General features: G+C 42.8%; 19 protein-coding genes. 13 read left to right on the top strand and 6 right to left on the bottom strand.

What is annotated here, in order from left to right; translation table 11 throughout:
- Positions 1–92: 92 nt before the first annotated feature.
- Together gatC and ACNURT_RS11720 are read right to left on the bottom strand one after the other, a co-directional pair.
- The gene (gene gatC, locus ACNURT_RS11725) at positions 93–383 is read right to left on the bottom strand and encodes an Asp-tRNA(Asn)/Glu-tRNA(Gln) amidotransferase subunit GatC (RefSeq protein WP_419701902.1); all 291 of its coding nucleotides are present in this window, start codon (positions 381–383) and stop codon (positions 93–95) included.
- A complete protein-coding gene (locus ACNURT_RS11720; protein ID WP_419701901.1) occupies positions 380–1,111 on the bottom strand; it encodes a lysophospholipid acyltransferase family protein in 732 nt (243 codons plus the stop codon). Before ACNURT_RS11720 ends, gatC begins: the two co-directional genes overlap by 4 nt.
- Positions 1,112–1,234: 123 nt before the next feature.
- Between ACNURT_RS11720 and trpS the strand changes: the two genes are divergently transcribed.
- From trpS to ACNURT_RS11690, 6 genes are all read left to right on the top strand, one after another.
- Positions 1,235–2,230, top strand: coding sequence for a tryptophan--tRNA ligase (trpS, locus tag ACNURT_RS11715; RefSeq protein WP_419701900.1), 996 nt, complete (start codon positions 1,235–1,237; stop codon positions 2,228–2,230).
- Between the two features lie 136 nt (positions 2,231–2,366).
- A complete protein-coding gene (locus ACNURT_RS11710) occupies positions 2,367–2,981 on the top strand; it encodes a deoxynucleoside kinase (RefSeq protein WP_370994229.1) in 615 nt (204 codons plus the stop codon).
- 136 nt (positions 2,982–3,117) lie between these two features.
- Positions 3,118–3,846 carry a 3-deoxy-manno-octulosonate cytidylyltransferase gene (gene kdsB, locus ACNURT_RS11705; protein WP_419701899.1) on the top strand — a complete coding sequence of 243 codons (729 nt, stop codon included), beginning with the start codon at positions 3,118–3,120 and terminating at the stop codon, positions 3,844–3,846.
- Between the two features lie 33 nt (positions 3,847–3,879).
- Positions 3,880–4,506, top strand: a complete 627-nt coding sequence (locus ACNURT_RS11700; RefSeq protein ID WP_419701898.1) for a hypothetical protein — start codon at positions 3,880–3,882, stop codon at positions 4,504–4,506.
- Positions 4,507–4,673: 167 nt separating this feature from the next.
- Entirely contained in the window at positions 4,674–5,252 is a 579-nt protein-coding gene (locus ACNURT_RS11695) for a hypothetical protein (protein ID WP_370994234.1), read from the top strand.
- A gap of 184 nt (positions 5,253–5,436) precedes the next feature.
- A complete protein-coding gene (locus tag ACNURT_RS11690) occupies positions 5,437–6,012 on the top strand; it encodes a dihydrofolate reductase family protein (RefSeq protein ID WP_419701897.1) in 576 nt (191 codons plus the stop codon).
- 203 nt (positions 6,013–6,215) lie between these two features.
- Here the strand turns inward: ACNURT_RS11690 and ACNURT_RS11685 are convergent, their stop codons facing one another.
- Positions 6,216–9,254: a protein O-mannosyl-transferase family gene (locus ACNURT_RS11685; RefSeq protein WP_419701896.1), complete on the bottom strand. Its 3,039-nt coding sequence runs from the start codon at positions 9,252–9,254 to the stop codon at positions 6,216–6,218.
- Between the two features lie 342 nt (positions 9,255–9,596).
- Here ACNURT_RS11685 and ACNURT_RS11680 point away from each other — a divergent pair, with 342 nt between their 5' ends.
- From ACNURT_RS11680 to ACNURT_RS11670, 3 genes are all read left to right on the top strand, one after another.
- On the top strand, positions 9,597–11,207 hold the full coding sequence (locus ACNURT_RS11680) for a CTP synthase (protein ID WP_419701895.1): 1,611 nt from the start codon (positions 9,597–9,599) through the stop codon (positions 11,205–11,207).
- 196 nt (positions 11,208–11,403) lie between these two features.
- Complete coding sequence (gene yidC / locus ACNURT_RS11675; RefSeq protein ID WP_419701894.1) at positions 11,404–13,230, top strand: membrane protein insertase YidC; 1,827 nt, start codon at positions 11,404–11,406, stop codon at positions 13,228–13,230.
- Positions 13,231–13,412: 182 nt separating this feature from the next.
- Positions 13,413–14,777 carry an exonuclease domain-containing protein gene (locus tag ACNURT_RS11670; protein ID WP_419701893.1) on the top strand — a complete coding sequence of 455 codons (1,365 nt, stop codon included), beginning with the start codon at positions 13,413–13,415 and terminating at the stop codon, positions 14,775–14,777.
- A 162-nt stretch (positions 14,778–14,939) separates the two neighbouring features.
- Here the strand turns inward: ACNURT_RS11670 and mutS are convergent, their stop codons facing one another.
- The gene (gene mutS / locus ACNURT_RS11665) at positions 14,940–17,549 is read right to left on the bottom strand and encodes a DNA mismatch repair protein MutS (RefSeq protein WP_419701892.1); all 2,610 of its coding nucleotides are present in this window, start codon (positions 17,547–17,549) and stop codon (positions 14,940–14,942) included.
- Positions 17,550–17,730: 181 nt separating this feature from the next.
- The gene (locus ACNURT_RS11660; protein WP_419701891.1) at positions 17,731–18,210 is read right to left on the bottom strand and encodes a hypothetical protein; all 480 of its coding nucleotides are present in this window, start codon (positions 18,208–18,210) and stop codon (positions 17,731–17,733) included.
- A 718-nt stretch (positions 18,211–18,928) separates the two neighbouring features.
- Here ACNURT_RS11660 and ACNURT_RS11655 point away from each other — a divergent pair.
- The 4 genes from ACNURT_RS11655 to ACNURT_RS11640 all read left to right on the top strand — a co-directional run bounded on the left by ACNURT_RS11655 (position 18,929) and on the right by ACNURT_RS11640 (position 21,538).
- Entirely contained in the window at positions 18,929–19,333 is a 405-nt protein-coding gene (locus tag ACNURT_RS11655; RefSeq protein ID WP_419701890.1) for a DUF2809 domain-containing protein, read from the top strand.
- 2 nt (positions 19,334–19,335) lie between these two features.
- Positions 19,336–20,091 carry an oxygenase MpaB family protein gene (locus ACNURT_RS11650; protein WP_419701889.1) on the top strand — a complete coding sequence of 252 codons (756 nt, stop codon included), beginning with the start codon at positions 19,336–19,338 and terminating at the stop codon, positions 20,089–20,091.
- A 41-nt stretch (positions 20,092–20,132) separates the two neighbouring features.
- Positions 20,133–20,996 carry a DUF817 domain-containing protein gene (locus ACNURT_RS11645; RefSeq protein WP_419701888.1) on the top strand — a complete coding sequence of 288 codons (864 nt, stop codon included), beginning with the start codon at positions 20,133–20,135 and terminating at the stop codon, positions 20,994–20,996.
- Positions 20,997–21,292: 296 nt separating this feature from the next.
- Positions 21,293–21,538: a hypothetical protein gene (locus ACNURT_RS11640; protein ID WP_419701887.1), complete on the top strand. Its 246-nt coding sequence runs from the start codon at positions 21,293–21,295 to the stop codon at positions 21,536–21,538.
- Between the two features lie 10 nt (positions 21,539–21,548).
- Here ACNURT_RS11640 and ACNURT_RS11635 read toward each other — a convergent pair whose 3' ends face one another.
- A complete protein-coding gene (locus ACNURT_RS11635) occupies positions 21,549–23,483 on the bottom strand; it encodes an LTA synthase family protein (protein ID WP_419701886.1) in 1,935 nt (644 codons plus the stop codon).
- Between the last annotated feature and the right edge of the window lie 550 nt (positions 23,484–24,033).

Genomic DNA, 24,033 nt, shown 5'->3' with positions numbered 1-24,033 from the left:
TATGCCTGTGAAGTTACAATAATTCAAAATTAAAAAGCCAAAGTTCAAAAGTGTAATGAACGGGTTTTGACTTTTTAATTCTGACTTTTAACTTACTTCTCAATCACTTTGGCAACCAGGAAGTAGTTCTCATCATGTTTTGGAGCGTTTTCAAGCGCTTCCTGATGGGTTATCTGTTGTTTTACCACATCGTCGCGCAACACATTGACATCGCCGGTCATGTAAACCAGGGGTTCAACACCTGTTGTATCCAGTTCATTCAGTTTTGCCATAAAGTCGAGGATCTTGCTCATATCCTTAATCATTTCCTGTTTTTCTGTTTCGCTGAGTTCCAAACGGGCCAGGTGGGCAACTTTTTCAACTGTTTCTTTATCAATGGTCATGCCTGTTGCAATTTTTGTTTAATAATAGCGTGAACCTCATCTCGAAGCGCGTCGGCATCATCTAAAGTTAAATGGGCCGTTTCAATGGGTTTATGTACAAATATATCACAAATTCCTGGTCTGCTGCCAAATTCTAAACCGGTATCCCAAAGTACCTTCCAAGTATCGGGGCAGCTGATCGGAATAATAGGAACCTTCATTTCAATAGCCAGCCTGAATGGGCCATTCTTAAACGCGTGTAAGGCAGGCGGATAAACATCGGGGATAGTACCTTCGGGAAATATCACCATACTTACTCCTTCATTTAATTTTTCGGATGCTTTTTTAAACGCCCGGAAGGACGACATTTTACTTTCGCGGTTAACGGTGATATCAATAGTATTAAAAAAGAAGTTCAGTATAAAATGACTCCGGAGCTCCTCCTTAGCCATAAAACAATGGTTATTACGCAAATGCACACTGATGGCTGATACATCAAGATTGGAGGTATGATTAGGACAGATGACATACGTACGGCTCCAGTCAATAGGTTCTTCGAAGGTAGCCCGATAAAATATGCCCGAGAATGCCGAGCTGATAAAGGCGATAAATTGCCGCAGCTTATTAATGTACCGGTAAAGTTTCGGCCTTTTGGAGAGCAGGAACAACAATGGCCAGAAAAGTATAAAAAAAAACCCTACACTATACCTGTAAAAATAAGTGTGGATCCTTTTTAATGCTAATTTCATGGCGACCAAAATTAGAAAAAATACTCAATCGCCACAGGCTAAACTGTTATGTTAAATATCAACACCGTTCAATATCATATTCATCTCCACCAAAAATAGAAAAATTCCTTACTTTCGCAGCCTATGGAAACTGTTGTTAGTGGCATCCGATCAACCGGAAATCTGCACTTAGGAAATTACTACGGAGCACTGCAAAATTTTATAAAAATGCAGTCGGAATATAACTGCTTTTTTTTTATCGCCGACCTGCACTCCTTAACTACGCACCCTACCCCTGCCGACCTGCACACCAACGTAAAGCAGGTTTTGGTAGAGTACCTGGCAGCGGGCATTGATCCGGATAAGGCTACTATCTACGTACAATCAGACGTACCTGAGATTGCCGAGTTATACCTGTACCTCAACATGAACGCCTACCTGGGCGAGCTGGAACGCGCAACTTCCTTTAAGGATAAGGTGCGTGCTAATCCCGATAATGTAAATGCCGGACTACTTACCTACCCGGTATTAATGGCTGCCGATATCATTATCCATAAAGCAACCAAAGTACCTGTAGGTAAAGATCAGGAACAACACCTGGAAATGGCCCGCACTTTTGGCAACCGTTTTAACAGGCTGTACAATCACGATTATTTTCCCGAACCTTTTGCTTTTAGCTACAGCGATAACCTGGTAAAAATTCCGGGGCTTGACGGTAAAGGAAAAATGGGCAAATCAGAAGGTGAAGGCAATGCCATTTTCTTGAGTGATACACCCGAAGCCATCCGCAAAAAGGTAATGCGCGCAGTGACGGATGCGGGGCCAACCGTTGAAAACCAAACCAAACCACAAGAGATCCAGAATTTATTCGATCTGATGAAAGTAGTTTCGTCGGCAGATACACTGGCTCATTTCGATAACCTGTACAATACCTGCAGCATCCGTTACGGCGACCTGAAAAAGCAACTGGCCGAAGATATGATCACAGCCACCGCCCCTATCCGCGACCGTATCAATGCTATTGCCAACGATGCCGCTTACCTGAGTAAAGTGGCCCAGCACGGTGCCGATAAAGCCCGCGAAAGTGCTTCAAAAACTATACGAGAGGTAAGGGAAATTATAGGTTTCAGGAAATTTTAATAAGTTCATTGTTGATAGTTCATTGTTCATAGTGTATTTTTAGGGACTAGATTTTGGTGAAGAATAAATGTTCAAAGCTATTTTTCTGCTACTACTATGATCTATGAACTATTATCCATGAACTAAAACCCAACGTATGCACATAGCTATTGTAGGAAACATAGGAGCGGGCAAAACTACCCTCACCGAAATGCTGGCCCGGAACTATGGATGGGAACCGCTGTTTGAAGCCGTTGATAACAATCCCTACCTCGAAGATTTTTACAGCGACATGAAACGCTGGAGCTTTAATCTCCAGATCTATTTCCTGAACAGCCGTTACCGCCAGATAGTCGACATACAAAAAAGCGGGCGCAATATTCTGCAGGATCGCACTATTTATGAGGATGCCTATATTTTTGCCGAAAACCTGCATGATATGGGTCTGATGACCAGTCGCGATTACGAAAACTACCAATCCATCTTTGATAATATCACCGAGTTTATTAAACCACCCGATCTGCTGGTTTACCTCAAAGCATCCGTACCTACCCTGGTCAGCAACATACAACGCCGCGGCCGGGAATATGAAATAGGTATCCGCCTGGATTATCTTTCCAAACTGAACGAGAAGTACGACAAATGGATAAAAAACTACAAGCTGGGTAAACTATTGATATTGGATAAAGACAATCTTGATTTTGCCAATAACACCGAAGATATGGCCACCATTGTTCAGCTGATCGAACGCGAAATTAACGGGCTGTTTTAGTGAGGTTCGAGGGGCGTGGATCGAGGTTTGGGTTGGTTTGGCGCAAAAACAAATCATATACTCACAACTGATAAGACGAAACACAAAACCCGCAACCGATAACTCAAAACACACAACACGAACCCCGAACCAAAAAATGAAAACTCTCGGCATCATCCCCGCCCGTTACGCGTCTTCCCGGTTCCCGGGTAAGCCCTTGGTTGATATTGGCGGTAAAAGCATGATACAGCGGGTATATGAGCAGGCCAAAAAGTGCAGGAGTCTGAACGAAGTAGTTGTAGCTACCGATGACGACCGCATATTTAGCCACGTACAGGCCTTTGGCGGCGTTGCCGTGATGACAGCTGATACGCATCAAAGCGGCACCGATCGTTGCGCTGAAGTGGCCCTGCTGCATCCGGAGCACGATGTGATTATCAACATCCAAGGCGATGAACCTTTTATCGATCCCGAACAGATCGGTAAACTGGCAACTTGCTTTACCGACAAGGATACACCGTTGGCTACCCTCATTAAAAGGATAAAAACCGAAGAAGAGCTATTCAATACCAACTCGCCCAAGGTAGTGGTAAACAAATTATCTGAAGCCGTTTATTTTTCACGCTCAGCCCTCCCGCATATCCGCGGAGAGGAGCCCGAAAACTGGCTGGAGTTTTATACGTTCTTTAAACACATTGGCATATATGGCTACAGGGCCGATGTATTACAGCAGATCACCAAACTACCAGTGTCGCCACTGGAAAAAGCCGAAAGTCTGGAGCAGCTTCGCTGGATAGAGAACGGCTACCGCATTAAAGTTGCCGAAACCGAACTGGAAACCTACGCGGTTGATGTACCGGAAGATCTGTTGAAATTGAAGTTTTAAATTATATTTATCAAACCTAAACCTAACCTTGTTATGAAACTTTTCACTAAAATACTGATGTCTTGCACAGTGTTGTGTTTATCTTTAAACGCCAAGGCACAAGAACAAGCGGAGAGACCCAAAACTCCGGAGCAATATCCGGATTATGTAATTATGATGAATGGGGATTCCATCCCTTGTAATATCAATATCAGCATATTCAGCGGCTTTAGGTACTCTACAACTGATTCTACCAAGTTAACCAAAATCAAACCTGATAAAGTAAAAGAATACTATGTGGCCCGCCGGCATATACTCTGGGGCTCTACTACTAAAGAAGATCATTCATCAAGAGTATTTTTGGAACTTTTAGAAAAAGGGAAAATAAATCTTTACGAGGACTATTACCCCAGCACCTACGGTGTTAATAAGATTGAATGGTATGTATCCAAAGGCTCTGATACCTCAAAAAAACTAAAAAGCAGCGGAATGTTATTTTCCTCCTCCAGGAAAGAACGAAAAGACAACTTCTCTGAGCTCATCAAGGATAACGAAGCTGTATACAATAAATATACAACCGAGAATAAATTCACTTATGATCAGCTTCGCAATCTTATTCATTGGTATAATACTGGTCAACAAATACCTCCATCCCCGCCAGACAACCATCTGGACTATTAATATATTTCTGCTGAATTTAACTACCATACTTTAGTCCTGTGTTTCGGAAGAGTGGCTTCCTTTTATTTATTAGCCGAAGTTAATCGTTTGATTAAAATATGGCATTCATATAACACTATGGGGTTAAACATGTAATAACTTTGCCTTTACATTAACCTCACACTGCTATGAAGCCTCTATTGAAAAAAGTAATCACCTACATAGCTGCTGCCTTATTTACCTTTGGTGTGAAAGCACAAGCCCAGGACTATGTGATCACTACCAAGGGTGATTCGATACCTTGTACCATCAAGATCCCCTTAATAACCTGCGGCTATGGCAATTACAAAACAAGCGCCAATAGCCAGGCTATAAAAATCAAACCTGAAGAGATCAAAGAATACTATATCAGCAAAAAGAATACCCTATACCGCGCTGTTATCAAAGAGGGAAAAACAAAGCCTGAGTTCCTGCTTGTTCTGGAGACCGGGAAAATAAGTTTGTACGAAGAAACTACCGATGTTTATGTAAATAACACTGTTACTCAAGTTACCAAGTGGTATGTTGCCAAAGGCTCGGATATTGCCCGCCCCTTAAAAACTGATGATGTATTTATGACTAAATCAAAAAAGCAGCGTAAGGGAGAATTTACCACTTTGATCAGCGATAACAATGCGGTTTACACCCAGTATACCGCCGAAAATAAGTTTAGCTTTAAACGGATCAGGAACCTGGTTCAACAATATAATAGTACCACAAGTATTTAAAAAAGGAGCAGCCGTCCCCGAGACGGCTTTTTTTATGTTATCAGCTTATCCGGATAAATAAGCAAATCGGTATTTGTCGTAATTACCCCTGTTATTTGTCGGTTTTTCCCTATTCTATTACCTATATTTCCCTGAGATTTGTATCACATACAAAGCAATCATTTTAATTAAAATAAAAACCAATATGGGAAAGATAGTATTATTCATGCATACATCGCTCGATGGCTTTGCTGCCGGTACAAAAGGCGAAATGAACTGGATCCAAGTAGATCAGGAGATTTTTGATTTCGTTGAGGAAAGGATCGCGCAAACCAATACGGCATTATATGGGAGGGTAACCTTTCAAATGATGGAAAGCTATTGGCCAACAGCAGCAGAGCAGCCCGATGCAAGCAAACACGACAGGGTACATGCCGCCTGGTACAAAACCGCGCATAAAGTGGTACTATCAAACACGCTGAACCAGGCAACATTCACCAATACAACGGTGATTAGTAAGGACTATGCTGCAGCTCTTCATAAATTAAAAGAGGAAACAACAGGAGATATCTTGTTATTCGGAAGTCCTACCGCAGCGCACACCCTTTTGGCAGAAAACCTGATCGATGAATGCTGGCTTTTCGTCAATCCAGTATTGTTGGGTGCAGGAATTCCGGTATTTAAAAATATTAAAGAAAAGCAGTCGCTGAAACTCCTGAAAACGCATGTTTTTAGCTCAGGTGTAATTTGTTTGCAACACGAGGTGCAGCATGAAAACTAATTAGCCAAAAGATGGCTATCTCACATTGAGGCAGTCATCTTATTTTAGGGTTGATTTGTTACCCGCTCCGGCGAGTTTCCAACTCGTTAGGTATATGGTTTCAGTTTTCAGCTGAATTTAAGCCGCAGGCTTTAAGCACGTCCCATGGGATTAGCGAAGTGTATCCCGCGGGAGCATCGTGCCAAAAAGAATTTAGACTATAATTACTCCTGCCTGTTCAGTAAAGCCGCAAACTTATTCCCATAATCATCCAGTTGTGCCTGGTATTGTTGATGCAGGGCTGTTTCCTTGTAGTTTTTGGTAGTATCTGCCAGTCCGTTCAATACATATAGCTGAAACTGTACTTCATTGGCATTCAGCGCTTCGGGCTTATTTTGCAGCAATGTATAATTATAGGCCAGCTGATCCGTCAAATAGCTATCAATACCTTTTACATAGCGGTTAGCCAGTTCTTTATCATTCAGTTTATAGGCCACCTGTGCCAGCATGAGTTTGCGGTGGGCCGAATCGATATTGGGGTTGATATCCGGCATTTCCTGGTCAAATTTATGCAGCACATTCAGAGCCAGATCATTCCGGCCATCCTTGATAAGCCCCTGTGCCAAATCATGGAAAGTAGTTTCCATAAAAGGATAAAATTCAGTTTTTGCTACCGGATCAAGATACCTGGCGTGTTTAAAATTTCCGAATTTAAACTTGGTCATCACATTATTATACATCACCTGACTATTTACCTTACTCAACTGGTTTTGTACAGATGTATCGGCCTTAAACGGTATCAGGTGGTAAACAAAACCCTCTTTGTACGCATATGGATGCAGACCGCCCATACTTTCGGGTCCAAAGCCAAGACTAAAGCAGATAGGCCTGCGCCAGTTATTATGCGCAACTATATCTATCAGGGCCAGGTTATCTTTAAAAATATAATTAGCCGGATATTTCCACTCCATCTCGGTGGTCAGTTTATCTTTTTGCTGTGCGGTTATTACGCCGTTCTTCAGCACTTCATCGGGGTTGATGCTCAATTTAAAGTTTTTGGTGGGCAGATAGTTCATGGTTTCGCCGTTCTGGTACTGTACCTTAGTTCGGTTATCATCCGAAGTAATAAAATCAAACACATCTTTTACATCTACCGATCCGGTTATTTTGGCATCATTATACGCTATTACATCGCGTGTGCCCAACCTGTATTTTTCAAAGGGCATGGTTAACGGTAAAGGAGCCGATTGATTCATAGGCTTATCCATCTGGTGTATATACCAGTCCATCCCGAGCAAACTATTACATACAATGCGTACATCTGGCCTGATACCTTCCACCTCCTGGTCGTACCAAAGCGAATAAGTGTCATTATCGCCATAAGTAAACAGGATAGCGTTTTTGGGACAGGATATCAGGAAATTATAGGCCATATCATGCGGGATCATTTTGGTCGACCGGTCATGCGCTCCCCACTCCTGCCGGGCCAGCAGTATCGGGGCAACCAACAGACAAGTTGCCACCGATGCCAGCGCAGCGCCGTGGGCGTTAACCCTGCGGCGTAAAAGATCATTAATAGCCAGCACCCCCAGCCCTATCCAAATAGCAAAAGCATAGAAGGAGCCTACGTACGAGTAATCGCGTTCGCGGGGTTGCAGGTTAACCTGGTTTACATATAATACAATGGCCAGGCCGGTAAAAAACCAAAGCAGGCCAATTATTGTGGCGTCGCCCCTCCTGCGTTTAAAATGATAAACCATGCCCAGTATACCAATAACCAATGGCAGGGCATATAAAGGCGTATAAGTATTTGAAGTGGTGATAGATTTAGGCAGATGACGCGCACCATCAAACAGGCCCGATGTCCAGTTGCCGTCGGTAGATGCGGTGCTGGTTTGCCCGTCAAGGTCGTTATACCGGCCAACAAAGTTCCATAGAAAGTAGCGCCAGTACATCTGGTACATCTGCCAGCTCAGCATCCATCGCATATTATCGGCAAAAGTCGGACTTTGCCCATCGGGCAGGTTAAGCCATTGTTTGTAGAATTGCACGTTCTGGGCAAAGTCCTGATCGCCTTCGGTGCTGTGCATGCGGGGCATTATGGTATTATGGTCAAACACATAATTCTGCTTTTTGCCCGATACCTCATAGCGGTTACGGCCCTTGCGGTACATGGCGCTGCCCTCGCTTTGGTCAATAACTTTGGCATCAAACTGCGGGCCGTATAACAAAGGGTTATCGCCATATTGAGTCCTGTTGAGATAACTATTCAATGTAAAAGCGTTATCAGGATGCGTATTGTTCAAATTGGTGTTGGCAGTAGCTCTGATTGGGATATAAATAAATGATCCATAACCGAAATAGATAAAGGCCACACAAACCAGCGCCAGGTTCAGTGCCGGCTTTTTATGACGGATGCTATACCTGATAGCCATAATCAATAGCGCAACGATAGTTACAAACACGAATGCCGCCCCGCTGCCAAAACCCAAACCCAGGGTATTTACAAAAAACAGATCGGCATAGGCAGCTATTTTGATGGTATATTCCCTGATACCGTATTGCACCAGACCCAGGATCACAATACTGTTCAAAAACACCACGATACTGCTTTTTATAGTAGGATTTTTATACCGGCGGAAATAATAAACCATAGTTATGGCCGGTATGGTAAGTAGGTTAAGTAAATGTATACCGATGGACAGGCCCATGATATAGGCGATCATTACAATCCATTTATCGGCGCCGGGCTCATCGGCATGGGCTTCCCATTTCAGTATCGCCCAAAACACAACAGCGGTACATAATGACGATAATGCGAAAACGATGGTTTCCACCGCCGAAAACCAGAAGGTATCGGTATAGGTAAAGGCCAATGCTCCTACCAAACCAGCGCCCATGATGGTAATCATTTGTGATGTGGTAATTTCTTCGTTTTTGGCAATCAGCAACTTTTTAGCCAGGGCCGTTATCGTCCAGAACAGGAACATGATAGTTGCCCCGCTGGCCAGCGCCGAACCCAGGTTGGTAAAATAAGGCACCTTGGTATTATCGCCGAATGACAACAGCGAAAACAATTTACCCAGCATGGCAAACATCGGGTAACCTGGTTGATGCGATACCTGCAAGCGGTAGGCGCAGGCAATAAACTCGCCGCAATCCCAAAAGCTAACGGATGGCTCCAGGGTTAAAACATAGGTGGCAAAGGCTATCACCAGGCAAAGCCAGCCAAACAGGTTATTGATCTTATTGTAGCGTATCATAAATAAGGTTGTAAAGTTTTGTCATATGTAACTGAAGACCAAGTTCGGGTTAAAGGGTCAAAAGTCCATGAGCATTAACATTCCTTAACATCTTTTAACACATTTTAACATATTGATTTAAAGGCGATAGCGCTCGATATTGATTAGCATATATCGCCCGGATAAATCATTATAGATATAATGTATAATTCAGTAAACAGAAAATACATCCTGTTAAATCACCAATTCACTAAATCAATAATTCAATAATTATTAAGGCGAAACCCAAAATTTTTCATACTTTTGTATCCCGTACACAAACAATTGGTACCATGTAAAAAAGGTACCACATTACACAAAATCATGACTAAATATATTTTTGTTACGGGCGGCGTTACCTCGTCGTTAGGAAAAGGTATTATCTCAGCCTCTTTAGCCAAACTTCTTCAATCACGCGGTTATCGCGTCACTATCCAAAAATTTGATCCCTATATCAATATAGATCCGGGAACATTAAACCCTTATGAACACGGAGAGTGCTATGTGACCGAAGATGGCGCCGAAACAGATCTGGACCTTGGCCATTATGAACGCTTTTTAAATACCCCTACTTCCAAAGCAAACAACATTACTACCGGCCGTATTTACCAAAATGTGATCAATAAGGAACGTGAGGGCGCTTTTTTGGGTAAAACCGTACAGGTTGTGCCCCATATTACTGATGAGATTAAAAGAAACTTCCGCATATTGGGTGAAAGTGGTGAGTACGATATCGTGATCACCGAGTTGGGTGGTACCGTAGGCGATATCGAGTCGTTACCTTACATTGAGGCAGTGCGCCAGTTTAGATGGGAAAATGGCTCTGGTAACTCTTTGGTTATCCATTTAACATTAGTGCCTTTCCTGGCAGCTGCAGGTGAATTAAAAACCAAACCAACCCAACACTCCGTAAAAATGTTGTTGGAATATGGTATTCAACCCGATATATTGGTTTGCCGTACCGAACATCCGCTTTCCAACGATATCCGTAAAAAAATTGCTTTGTTCTGTAATGTGAATATCAATGCGGTTATCGAATCGATCGACGCTTCAACTATTTACGACGTGCCTTTGCTGATGCTGAAGGAGCAATTAGATAAAACAGTACTAACCAAACTTAAACTTCCCCATAAAAATGAACCAGATCTGGAAAGCTGGAAAGATTTCCTGGGCCGTTTAAAAAACCCTACTGCTGATGTACGCATCGCTTTGGTAGGTAAATATGTAGAACTCCCAGATGCCTATAAATCTATCACCGAAGCGTTTATACATGCTGGAGCCAAAATGGAGTGTAAAGTGAGGGTTGAATATATCCCATCGGAGCAACTAACACCCGAAAACGCTGTTGAAAAATTAAAAGGTATGCACGGCGTACTGGTTGCCCCGGGTTTTGGTGAGCGTGGTTTTGAAGGTAAAATACAGGCTATACGCCATGTACGCGAAAATAATATTCCCTTCTTTGGTATATGTTTAGGCATGCAATGCGCGGTTGTGGAATTTGGCCGTAATGTTTTAGGGCTGGAAAACGCCAACAGTACCGAAATGAACCCCGAAACTCCGTACCCGGTGATCGGCATGATGGAGGATCAGAAAAACATCACCGCTAAAGGCGGTACCATGCGCCTGGGCGCTTATGCCTGCGAATTAAAAAAGAGTAGTAAAGCCGCCACCATATACGGAAAAACCCGAATTTCTGAACGCCACAGGCATCGTTATGAGTTTAATAACGGGTATCTTAAACAATATGAAACCGCTGGTTTAACCCCATCTGGTATCAATCCGGAAAACGACCTGGTAGAGATTGTGGAGTTAAAAAACCACCCCTTTTTCGTGGGCGCGCAATTTCATCCCGAATTAAAATCAACAGTTGCTAATCCACACCCACTTTTTATTAACTTTGTCGCCGCTTCACTGGCTTATGCCCGCAAGAAGTAAGTACAGATTTATAATGCCCGAACGCGTTTTGAATATACTATAATTGAGTTAAGCCATCGTAACATACCTGCAGATGATAACTCTAAGCAATATTATAGTGTAACAAAGGGGGCATCGATCATGAACAATAAAGACGAAAATTTAACAGTGATGATCAATAACTGATAAAAAAACTGATCATTCGATACAATAGATAATGGATAAAAATACATTCACAGGATTATTCCTGATCATGGCAATTATAGCTGGCTCAATTTATTTTCTGAAGCCATCTGATGCCGAACTTAAAAAAGAGCGACTGGTACAGCAGCAAGACTCAATAAGAAAGGGCTTAGCCAAAGCTAAAACTGCCGCGACAACAGCAGCTAAAACAGACACCAGCAAAACCCACGCAGTTGACTCTGCCCTATTAAAAAGCCCTTTCGGAGCAGCCTCTGTAGGCAGCGAAAAAGTGATTACCTTAGAGAATAAGGAACTATTGGTAAAACTGAGCACACACGGGGGTAAAGTTGCATCGGTAGAGTTGAAAAACTTCAAAACGTTTAATAAAAAGCCACTTATACTTTTTAGCGGCGATCAAAATCATTTTGGTTTAACTTTCACCGCGGGTAATACACCTATCAATACCGACAATTATTATTTTACATCAAGTGCCCCTGGGCTTAAAGTTGCCGAAAAAGATTCGGCTTCGGTTACCTTACGTTTAAGCTACAGCCCTACCCAGTATATTGATTATGTATACAGCTTAAAAGGTACCGGTTATAAACTGGGCTTAACCATTAAGCCAACCGGACTTGACGGCATCATCAATAACAGTGGCAATATCAACCTGAATTGGGCAGCCAGCCTGCACAAACAGGAAAAAGACATCAAGCAGGAACGTCAGTATTCAACTGTGTATTATCTTGACTCCGAAAGTCATGATGAATACCTAAGCGTTTCCAAAGACGACCAGAAAGAAATAGCTGATAAAAAATTAGCATGGGTAGCCTTTAAACAGCACTTCTTCTCAAACGTGTTAATCGCTAAAGGTGGTATCAGCAAGTCAAACTTAGCCGTAGCAACAGATGTAACTGATACTGCTGATGTTAAACAAATGAAGGCCGGCCTTACTATTGCCCGCGCAAGCGACGGCACAGTTCCATTGGAATTTTATTTTGGCCCCAACCGCTACTCAACCCTTAAAGCCCAGGGTAACGATTTACAAAAACTGGTAGACCTGGGCTGGGGCCCTTTAAAATACATTAACCGTTTTGCTGTATTACCGGTATTTAACTTCCTGAACCAATTTAACTGGAGCTATGGCCTTATCATTTTAGCCCTGACCATTGTATTGAAGCTGGTTTTATCACCGCTTACTTACAAATCATACCTGTCGATGGCCAAAATGCGTGTATTGAAACCAGAGATGGATGAAATCAAAGCTAAAGTTGGTGAAGACAACCCTACCCTTTTACAACAGGAATATTTAAAGCTCTATAAAAAAGCCGGTGTAAACCCATTGGGTGGTTGCTTACCATTGCTCATACAAATGCCAATAGTGATCGCGTTCTTCCGCTTTTTCCCAAGCTTATTTGAGCTGCGTGGCGAAAGCTTTTTATGGATGCATGACCTTTCAACTTATGATGCGGTAGTTACCTTTCCTAATATCCCACTAATTGGTGATCACATCAGTTTAATGTGTTTATTGATGACGATATCGACATTGATATATACTTATTTCAACAACCAGATCTCAGGCGCAACCGGTCAGATGAAATATATAGGTTACATTACACCTATCATATTCCTGGCTACCCTGAACAGCTATCCATCAGGATTGAACTACTATTACTTCCTGGCCAACATGCTTACCTTTTTACAGCAATACCTGATCAAATTTATGGTTGATGATAAAAAGATCCATGCCCAGATCCAGGAAAACAAAAAGAAGCCCGAAGAAAAGAAAAAGAAATCGGGCTTTGGAGCTCGCATGGAAGAAATGATGCGCCAGCAACAACAGATTCAACCTAAGAAGAAATAGTTTTTTAGAATAAGGATCTTTGGATCAAAGAACAAGGACTATTGAAAAACGGCTCGGGAAGATCATCTTTCCGAGCCGTTTTTTTGAATCACACTATCACAGAAAAATCCTTGCTCCTTATTCCAAAAATCTTTAATCCAAAAAACACTAAAATAATTAGCAAAATATATTACATTTGAAACATGTATGCAATTGTCGATATCGAAACCACCGGGGGCCATGCCAGCGCTAATGGTATTACCGAAATTGCCATATGTATACATGACGGTAAAAAGGTGGTTAAACGTTTCCAGTCGCTGGTAAACCCGCTTAGGGACATCCCGGTTTATATTAGTGCGTTAACAGGTATCACTAATGAAATGGTGCAAAAAGCCCCGCCGTTTGAAGATGTAGCTGCTGATATTTACCACCTTATCCACGGCAAAATATTTGTTGCGCACAATGTCAATTTTGACTATTCATTTGTACGTTATCATTTAGCTGCCGCCGGATACGATCTGCAATGTAATAAACTGTGTACCGTACGCTTAGGGCGTAAAATATTACCCGGACTACCTTCTTATAGCCTCGGGCGCTTGTGCAAACACCTGGGTATTGATAATGAAAGCCGTCACCGCGCCGGTGGCGATGCAGAGGCCACTGCCGAGCTGTTTACCTTGCTGCTGAATAGCGATACTGAAGGACATATCAAAGGGGCGCTTAAGCAAGGGTCAAAAGAACAACTACTGCCTCCTAATCTTCCCAAAAAGGACCTTGATCAGTTGCCTTATATGCCGGGCGTATATTACTTTCATGATCAAAAGGGTAAAGTGATCTATGTAGGTAAGGCCAAAAGCCTGAAGAAGCGGGTGAGCAGTCATTTTACGGGTAATAACCCTGGTTTACAACGGCAGGAGTTTTTACGTAATATACACCAGGTAACTTACCAGGTTTGCGGTACTGAATTGATCGCATTTGTTTTGGAAGCTATCGAGATCAAACGCCTGTGGCCTAAATACAACCGCTCTCTGAAACGTTTTGAGAATGCCTACTGCTTATACTCATTTGAAGATCAGCGTGGCTACGTGCGCCTCGCGGTAGATAAATACCGCAAATACAGCGACCCGATATATACGTGTAACTCGCTGCTTGATGGCTACAACCTGCTTAACAAGTTGATTGAAAATTTTGAACTTTGCCCTAAATTGTGCTTTATCCAGAAGAACCAGAATCTGTGCACCAGCGTTGCTGGTAGCTCCTGTGCCTGTGAAGGCATAGAGACAGTTGATGACTACAACCGGAAAGTAAATAACGCTATTGACCAATTAAAGCAGGCCTTACCTACCTATGCCATCCGCGATGAAGGCCGTACCGGCGATGAGCATAGCTGTATTTTGGTGGAGAAAGGCCAGTTTTATGGCATGGGCTATATCTCCCATTATTTTGACGCCGATAATATCCAGCAACTCAAAAATTACCTGACCCCATATCCGGGTAATGATTATATCAAGAATATCGTATCTAATTATGCCACCCGTTACCCGGACAGGATGATGGTGTTTGCATAGTCGGATAGGTGTGTGTTGTCATGCTGAATTTATTTCAGCATCCCATTGGCAGAGGTACTACCTTTATAATTGTTAGCTTGTCCCCTGGGATGCCGAAATAAATTTGGCATGACTTATGTTATCATCTGCACATCTGAAATCCGCACATCTGCACATTTATCCTTAACTCTTAATCACCCGCTGTATCTCATCCAACTTCATCAGGGCTTCCACTGGCGTAAGTGTATTTACATCCAAATTATTCAGGGTATCACGGATCTTTACCAGTACCGGATCGTCTATGGAAAACATCTGCATCTGCACGGCTTGCTTTTGAACCTTGCGGATGCTCTCCTTAATATGTTCGCCGCCGGTACGTTCGTTTTCCAGTTTTTTTAATATCTCGTTAGCACGGGTAAGCACTTTTGGTGGCATACCAGCCAGTTTGGCTACATGGATACCAAAACTATGCTCGCTACCACCCGGTATCAGCTTACGCAGGAAGATGATCTGGTGACCAACCTCTTTTACCGATACATTAAAATTTTTGATGCGGTTAAAGCTATTGCTTAACTCGTTCAGTTCATGATAGTGGGTGGCAAACAACGTTTTAGCTTTGGCTGATGGATGGTTATGCAGGTATTCGGCAATTGACCAGGCTATGGAAATACCATCATAAGTTGAAGTACCGCGACCGATCTCATCCAGCAGGATCAGGCTACGGTCAGACAGGTTATTCAATATACTGGCTGTTTCATTCATTTCCACCATAAAGGTTGATTCGCCGGATGAAAGATTGTCCGATGCACCAACCCTTGTAAATATCTTATCCACCAAACCAATATAAGCGGATTTAGCAGGCACAAAGCAACCCATCTGGGCCATTAATACAATCAAACCGGTTTGCCTTAACAAGGCCGATTTACCTGCCATGTTGGGCCCGGTGATAATAATGATCTGCTGCGACTCTGAATCAAGGTACACATCATTGGTGATATATGACTCGCCCAAGGGCAGGTTCTTTTCGATCACCGGGTGACGCCCACCCTTAATATCCAACTGCTTACTGTCACTTATTTCGGGCTTTACATAGTAGTTTTTGATAGATATAGTAGCAAAGTTAAGCAGCACATCCAAACGGGCTATCAGCTGGGCATTCAATTGTATGGGCTTAATATATTCGGCAAGGGCATATAGCAAGTCGTTATACAGGCGTGTTTCCAGCGCCAGTATCTTTTCTTCGGCGCCTAATATCTGCTCTTCGTATTCTTTTAATTCGGGGGTGATATAACGTTCGGCATTCACCAGTGTCTGCTTGCGGATCCATTCCGAAGGTACTTTATCACGATGGCTGTGCGTAACCTCCAGGTAATAACCAAACACATTATTGAATGATACTTTAAGCGATGGAATACCGGTAGCTTCAGCCTCACGCTTTTGGATCTCCAGCAGGTAGCCCTTACCGCCGAAAGCGATCTTGCGCAGCCTGTCCAGTTCCTCGTTGATCCCCTCGTTCATCACCGATCCTTTTACGATCATTACCGGGGGCTCCGGATGCAGTTCTTTTTCTATTTTTTCGCAAATGAGCACACAGGGATTAAGCTGTTCGCCTATGGCCTGGAGCGGCTGACTCTCGGATGTTTCGGCTATTTTTTTGATAGAGCCGATAGCCATTAACGCTTTTTTAAGCTGGCATACCTCGCGGGGATTGGCCTTTTGTAAACCAATTTTGGAGATGAGCCTTTCCAGGTCGCCTATCTGGCGGATGTATTGTTGCAGTTCTTCACGAAGCTCTTCCTGAGCTATCAGGTATTCCACTACACCCAGGCGGTCGTTGATGGGTTTTATTTCTTTTAGCGGCATCACTATCCAGCGGCGCAGCAAACGTGCGCCCATGGGTGAGCTGGTTTGGTCAAGCACATCAACCAGGGTTTTGGCGTTCTCATTAGCCGAGCCAACCAGTTCCAGATTGCGGATGCTAAATCTATCAAGCCACAAATACCTGTCTTCTTCGATACGTGATATCGACGATATATGCTGCAGGTTACGATGTTCGGTTTCGTTGAGGTAATGGATAGCCACACCTGCGGCAATGATACCCAGGTTAAGCTTATCAATACCAAAACCTTTGAGCGATTTTACACCAAAATGCTTCAACAGGGTTTCGTTGGCATAATCGCCGCTGTAGGGCCATTCGTCGAGCGCATAGGTATAAAAACGATCGCCATAAGTATCCTTAAAATCGCGTGAACGGCTCTTGGGATAAATCACCTCACTTGGCGAAAAACTTTGCAGCAGCTTGTCAATATAATCGCTGTTACCCTGCGCGGTCATAAACTCACCCGTCGAAATATCAATGAGGGCGATGCCTATGGTATTTTTTTCAAAATGAAGCGATGCCAGGTAATTATTGGTCTTCTGGTGCAGTATATTATCATTGGTAGCCACACCCGGGGTAACCAACTCGGTAACACCACGCTTTACAATGGTCTTGGTGGTCTTGGGATCTTCCAGTTGATCGCAGATAGCTACACGCTGCCCTGCCCTAACCAGTTTTGGCAAATAAGTTTCGAGCGAATGATGCGGGAAGCCGGCCAGTTCAATATGCGTGGCAGCCCCATTGGCCCTGCGGGTAAGCACAATACCCAGTATGCCCGATGCTTTAACAGCGTCTTCGCCAAAGGTTTCATAAAAATCACCTACACGGAACAACAGCAAGGCGCCCGGATACTTAGCCTTGATGGCGTTGTATTGCTGCATTAAGGGGGTTTCTTTGGTAGTGTCTTTAGCCAAGCGGTTACTCCTTTTGTTAATCGGGTAAAGTTAATGCATTGGCTGCGCATTTACGGGATTGTGGAAAAGTTACAACGTTGTGGATATTATCAAACAAAGGTTTATGAGCACTGAACGTTCATCAGATCACTCCTGATAAACAGAATTCAAACACATTAGTAATCTGCCTGGAATTATAAGCTTACCCCGCCAAAGTTTTCTGATCAGAAAAAGGGGGCGCCGTTTTTATTTTAACCGAGATATAGCGTTCTATAATATCATTATAAATTTCCTTATCATTGCCAGCTATCAGATCAGTAGATACACAAATACAGCTGTTCCGGATACCCTCGCCCTTTACAGTAAAAAAGATCGACATACCTTGCCCACGCATTTTCCCACAGCTGATATCGGTAACATCATTCCAGTAAACAACCTTATTTTCAATATGATAGATCAGTTTCTCATGATCAATTTGCAGAGCAGCTTTATCTTGCAGATCGTAGGTAAAACATTGCCTGCAATAATAAATAGCGACAGCACACAGGATAGCGACTACCGGTAAAACACCCGGCCAATTATGGTCATTCATGTCAACAACACATATAAACGCTATAGCAAAAGGTATAATGATACCTACAAGCCACAAGGCTTTACTGCATTTATATGTAATAACGTTCATTTTAGGTTTTATGGTAATACTAAATTAAAAAAAAATTGAAATTAAAAAAACATTAATGTCAATATTACAGTTTATATTTTTCTATTCTTACTAACTGGATTACAAACACATATACGGAAAGTGTTACTTATCAGTTTGCTGATCCAAAATATTTTATCAAAAACATTGTATTATCCATTTGTGATGCCTTCAAGCTGCCACCGCAAAAGGCATACTTTTATGACCGGTATCCCGAGATTGTTTTACCCTCCTCTATATTTTATACTACTTTTAACGATAAACAAGATCCACCGCAAAAAACCAGGAGCATTAATATTTAACCACCTTCATATATTACTCCAAAACTTTTTAAAGCTTTATTTTAACACTTTTCTATCAAAAAGTAGGGCCAAAACGGAGCTAAAACTGCTCAAAATTCATTCAAAACCATCCATTTTAACACTTTTTAACAAATTTCTGAAGGGTTTTGAAAACTTTAAAAAGTTTTAATTAATCAAATAACTATATATATCAAACGGTCGGTTTTTGGGCTGCATCTTCTCTTAACAAAACAGTCCAACTTTTCCTTTTTGATCAGAAAAACCGGGCTGCCGTTCACTGAATATTACAAAAATCAAGGCTTAGATCCAGCAAATAATTTCGCCGGGAAGTCCTCACTCATTTTTCTGTTTGGAATTATAATTTTTTATTAGTTACTTTGAATTACAAAGTACTTTTAATGATAAAATCATACCGATATTTTACTCCTGCCCTGCTGCTTTTTTTGCTGGAGATGCTGATTGCCCGTTATGTTCACGATAATATCATCCGGTCTTATGGCGGCGATTTTCTGGCTGTATTATTTCTTTACTGCCTCATCAAAAGCTTCTTTAATATACCCACGCTTAAAGCAGCTTTGCTGGCATTGCTGGTAGCTTATGCTATTGAGATTTCGCAATATTTTCATTTAACCAGGCTATTGGATCTGCAAAATTCAAAAACCATCAAGCTGCTGTTGGGCAATTCTTTTTCGTGGACGGATATACTGTGCTATACCGGTGGTTTCGTTCTTATTATAATAATAGAGCAATGCAGAATACGTCCGGTGGGGGCTATACAAAGAATAAGCAATCCAAAAAAATAAATATGGAATATTTTGTAGATGAGCACTCTATAGTGCGAAAGATATGGGGCAAAGCCGATACCATCCTGTTTATTTTCGCGGGAGCAGCGGCCGAATTTTCCCTGAACAAGGCGGTGGATTGGCTGTATTATACCGGGAAGCTCCCGGCCGATCCATTGGGCCGGCTATTCTCAACGGTAGCTTATTCACGGCAGATCATTTTTTCGGAACGCGATGAGGCCCTGCAAGCCATCGACAGGATCACCGCCATTCATAGAAGTGTGGAAACCAGCAGGGGCACGCAAATACCCGACTGGGCCTATCGTGATGTATTGTTCCTCCTCATCGATCTGTCTATCAGTTCCTATGAACTGCTGGAGCGGCCGCTTACCCTGTTAGAGAAAGCGCAGACCTTTGCCGTATTTAAACGGGTAGGTACGCGCATGCAGCTTACCGGGTTACCTGCAACCTATTCGGAATACCTGGACATGCGCCGCGAGCATCTGCGGCAAAACCTGATTAAAAGTGAATTAACGGTCGACTTGTATCATCAATATCGCCGTCATTTGGGTGCGGCGCGTTACCAGGTATTAAAACAGGCCCAATTACTGGTGGTACAACCCGAAATACGCAATCACCTCCGCTTAAATACTATACCCTGGCTACGACCGGTGTTATGGGGATACAAGTTTTTAAAGCTGTTAAGGCTCAACGCTTTTTTACGTAACGCGCTGCTGCCTGTAGCCTACAAGTCACAAATCGTAAGTCTGGATTCTTAAGTCGGATTTTTTAAATAGCTCACCGAAAAACAATCTTCATCATGGACTTTCAACCTAAACTTAACTTAAGGCTTCGGACTCCAGACTTCGGACTTAAAGCCGGTCACTTTTTTACATTTGTTAAGCAGGAAGCCTTATCCTGCCTGTTCCCGGCATTGGTTTTTATGATGCTGGCTGTTTCGCATTTATTTAAGGTGATTATCCCCCGGTATGATTTTATGCTGATATCCTGTATATCCATACAAATCATCATGTACTGCACCAAAATCGAAACCAAAGATGAGGTACTGGTGATCTGCTTATTTCATCTTCTGGGCCTTGGGATGGAGTTGTTCAAAGTGCATTACGGTTCCTGGGCCTATCCGGAATTTGCTTATACCAAAGTTTTTGGTGTGCCTTTGTACAGTGGCTTTATGTATGCCAGCGTGGCCAGCTATATGTGCCAGGCCTGGCGACGGTTAAAGCTCCGGATCATCAACTGGCCACATCATCGTACCGCACGCATCATAGGCGTACTTATTTATCTGAACTTTTTCACTAATAAGTTTTTCTATGATGTGCGTTACCTCATCGGTTTACTGATCCTCTACTTTTTCTGGCGATCGGTAGTCATATTTAATCTGAATGGCAAGCTGTACCGTATGCCCACCATCCTTTCGTTCCTGTTTATCGGCTTTTTTATCTGGCTGGCCGAAAACCTGGCTACCCTGCTTGGCGCCTGGAAATATGCATACCAACACCAGGGCTGGGCCATGGTGAACTATCAAAAAATAAGTTCCTGGGGTTTCCTGGTGATCGTGAGCTTTATTATAGTGGCAGAATTGAAGATGCTGAAAGATGGTGTTAAAAAACCGGTTCACTTAATTGCTGATCTCGAGCTGTCCGAAGTCTCAGACTTCGGATAATTATGCAAGTAGTTTGCAACTACCTTAATTACTTCTTTCCTCCCGTAGTCTAAAGACTACGGGCATAATCGTTCGAAGTCAGAGACCTCGAACAGCGCAGTGTCATGGTGGGCAGCCTCTGCGCACGAGTCTTCGACAGCTCAGACTGACAGTCCGTTTTTCATTTGCGGCTTCTGTCAAATCTATCATGAACCATCAACTATACACCCATCTGTAACATTTCCGATGCTTTTTCATTTGCCATAATAAGCCCATATAGCCCACCGTTCCTATCCAGAACCCCTTTCGCTAATAACATGAACAAACAATTCAGCCAGGTTAAAATACGTTACAATACTGATAGCAATGGTCAGGATCGGTGCTGGCGCCTTATTCTCGATGGCCATGAAGTATTGGTAGAATCGGTACAGATCAATGCGCCGGTTTGTACTTCCCGGGATTGGATCGACGCCATCGGCAAATTTAAACATCACATATCGGTAAACGATTGCCATGTGCAGATTGATACGGCAGGCGCCGCCCTGATAACAGCTAAGGTTTAACCGGATATGCTTAGTTCGCCGCCAGTTTACGATTTACTATCCTGTCGGCATAATCCTGGATAAAGGCTTTGCAGTCCATCTCTCCTCTTTGCATTTCGGGGTTAAGCTGGCCGGTAGCCAGGTTTTTATCCAAACCTTTATCGGTAACCGCGAATATGCCGGTGATATTTTTCCCATCGAACAGGTAAGTATAATTGCCCTCCATCAACTGATAGATATTGCCTATGGAATTGATGATCCGCGGCGTTTCGGTTGGCAGGTTACTAATCAAACTCCTACCCCATGACCTGAATGGTTTGTTATAACCTATCAGATCGACTACCGTTGGATAGATATCCATTTGCGAAGCCAGGTCTGTTCGAACACCTTTCAGCTTATAGGCGCTATTAGCGCTGTAAAATAGTATGGGTACTGCAAAGCGGTTTACCTGTTTACTATATTCTGGGTAGTAGGTTTGGCTGGTATGATCGGCAGTGATCACAAAAATGGTGTTTTGGAACCAGGGCTGCGTTTTGGCATAATTAAAAAAGATGCGCAAGGAATTATCTGTATACTGAACGCATTTATCAATAGCCAGCGGACCTCCCTTAAACCTTTCTTTATATTTTTCGGGCAGCTGATAAGGATCATGCGACGACAAGGTGAACAATGTAGCCATAAAAGGTTGTTTTTGCCGGGTAAGCGTACGGCCCATAAACTGAAAAAAATGCTCGTCCCAAATACCCCAGATGCCATCAAAATCTTTATCATTATTATATTCTGTACGACCGTAATAATGCTTATATCCCAAAATACTGCCAAAACCCTGAAAACCCATGGAGCCGTTTGCAGCTCCGTGGAAAAACGAGGTTTGGTACCCCATACTATCGCAAATAGATACCACCGACTGGATCTTTTGCTTGGCATAAGGTGATGAGGTAAAGGCATTCTGAAACGATGGTATACCCGCCAATACCGACGACATGGCATGGATAGACTGCCGGCCTGTAGCATAGGCATTGGTAAATATCAGACTGCTGTTGGATAGGGAATCCAGGAACGGTGTATATGATTTAAAGCCGGGTATGCTTACATCGCGGTTCATACTGCCCCAATACTCGCGGGCCATGCTCTCCAGTATAATGATCACCACATTGGGTTTACTGGCAGGTTGGGTGCTGTACTGCTTTATGGGCTTAATGTTTGTGCTGATGTATTCCTCGTCTGTCCAGTGCTGTAATTTGAAGTTATTGCTATGTAAGGTTCTGAAAATAGCGAAAGGGGTATTGAGTACAATATCGCCCTGGTTAGGTACGGTGACATGTTTATACGCATCAACCATATTAATAGGCCGGGTACTGTGCGCAAAATCGCCCCGGATACCACCGATAACCAGCGCGAGGATAAGCAGGAATGATACTACAGATGATAAGAAGTATACTTTTTTGTCGGTTACTTTTGCTGGCTTTACCTTCACTTGTTTATACAACCAGATCCAGCAAAACGAACACAGTATAAATAAAAGGATCACGTACCAGTAAGCTTCAGAAAAATGGGTGAACAGCAATTTCTTGTTGTTTTCATCGGCCAATACATCCAACGTTGCCTTGGTTGAGCGTACCTGGCTAAAGCGATAGTAAATAACATCAACAAAGTTAGTAGCATAGGCCAGCAAATTGGTAACAAAGTACAGTATAGCCATGCCTTTTTGAAACTTAGGCTGCGTATTTATAGTGAGCGGCAAAACACTAAGCAGAATAAATAAGCTATTGGTATAAAGCAACGCGGTGGTATCAAAGGCCATACCGTAGTAACACAATTTAAGCAGCGCCCAAAAACTATCAACCGCAAACAGGTGGGTATTAAAAGCAAAAAATAATACCCTTGCTATAAAATAAAACAAATACCCTAAAAAAAGCCTGTATAAAAGCACTTTATATTCGGCCAACCTTAACTTATTTTCCATGAAAAACAACTCGCCTTTAGTTTTCCCAGAATTGGTTTGGCGGGGTTATTTCAAACCATGTCGGTACCGGGATTATTAAAAGGCGGAAAATAAAAAAAATCAGAATAACAATTACTTAATATTAAACTAACGCCAATTTAATGACATTAGATTGGCAATAATATAGGCCAGGAAGGGAAAATAGCCCATGATTAAACATTTGTTCAAAAAAGGGTGTCATGGATAGCCTGTCGAAGCATGGCGGGCAGGCCTCTGCTCGACCCTTCGACGGTGCTCAGGGTGACAGCCCCTTTTTTAATGTTATTTGTCCGTTATGCCTAACCATAGGCTATTACTCTCTTGAAAGGGGAATAGCCCATGAAAAGGCATAAAGCGAAAATTAAGCATCTATCGACTCACCCCGACGTCGCTGCGCTCGTCACCCCTCTCTCCGCTTCGCGCATAGAGGGGATTTTTAATTCTTTTTTTCTTTACCCTCTTTGCGGCAAAGCCGCAGAGAGGGTGGTCCAGCGTAGCGTGGGCCGGGTGAGTCTGCTCTGCGGCTTGGTTT

It is taken from the genome of Mucilaginibacter sp. NFX135 (assembly GCF_048565145.1).
Classification (GTDB): Bacteria; Bacteroidota; Bacteroidia; order Sphingobacteriales; family Sphingobacteriaceae; genus Mucilaginibacter.
This window is presented reverse-complemented; position numbering and strand designations above follow the sequence as displayed.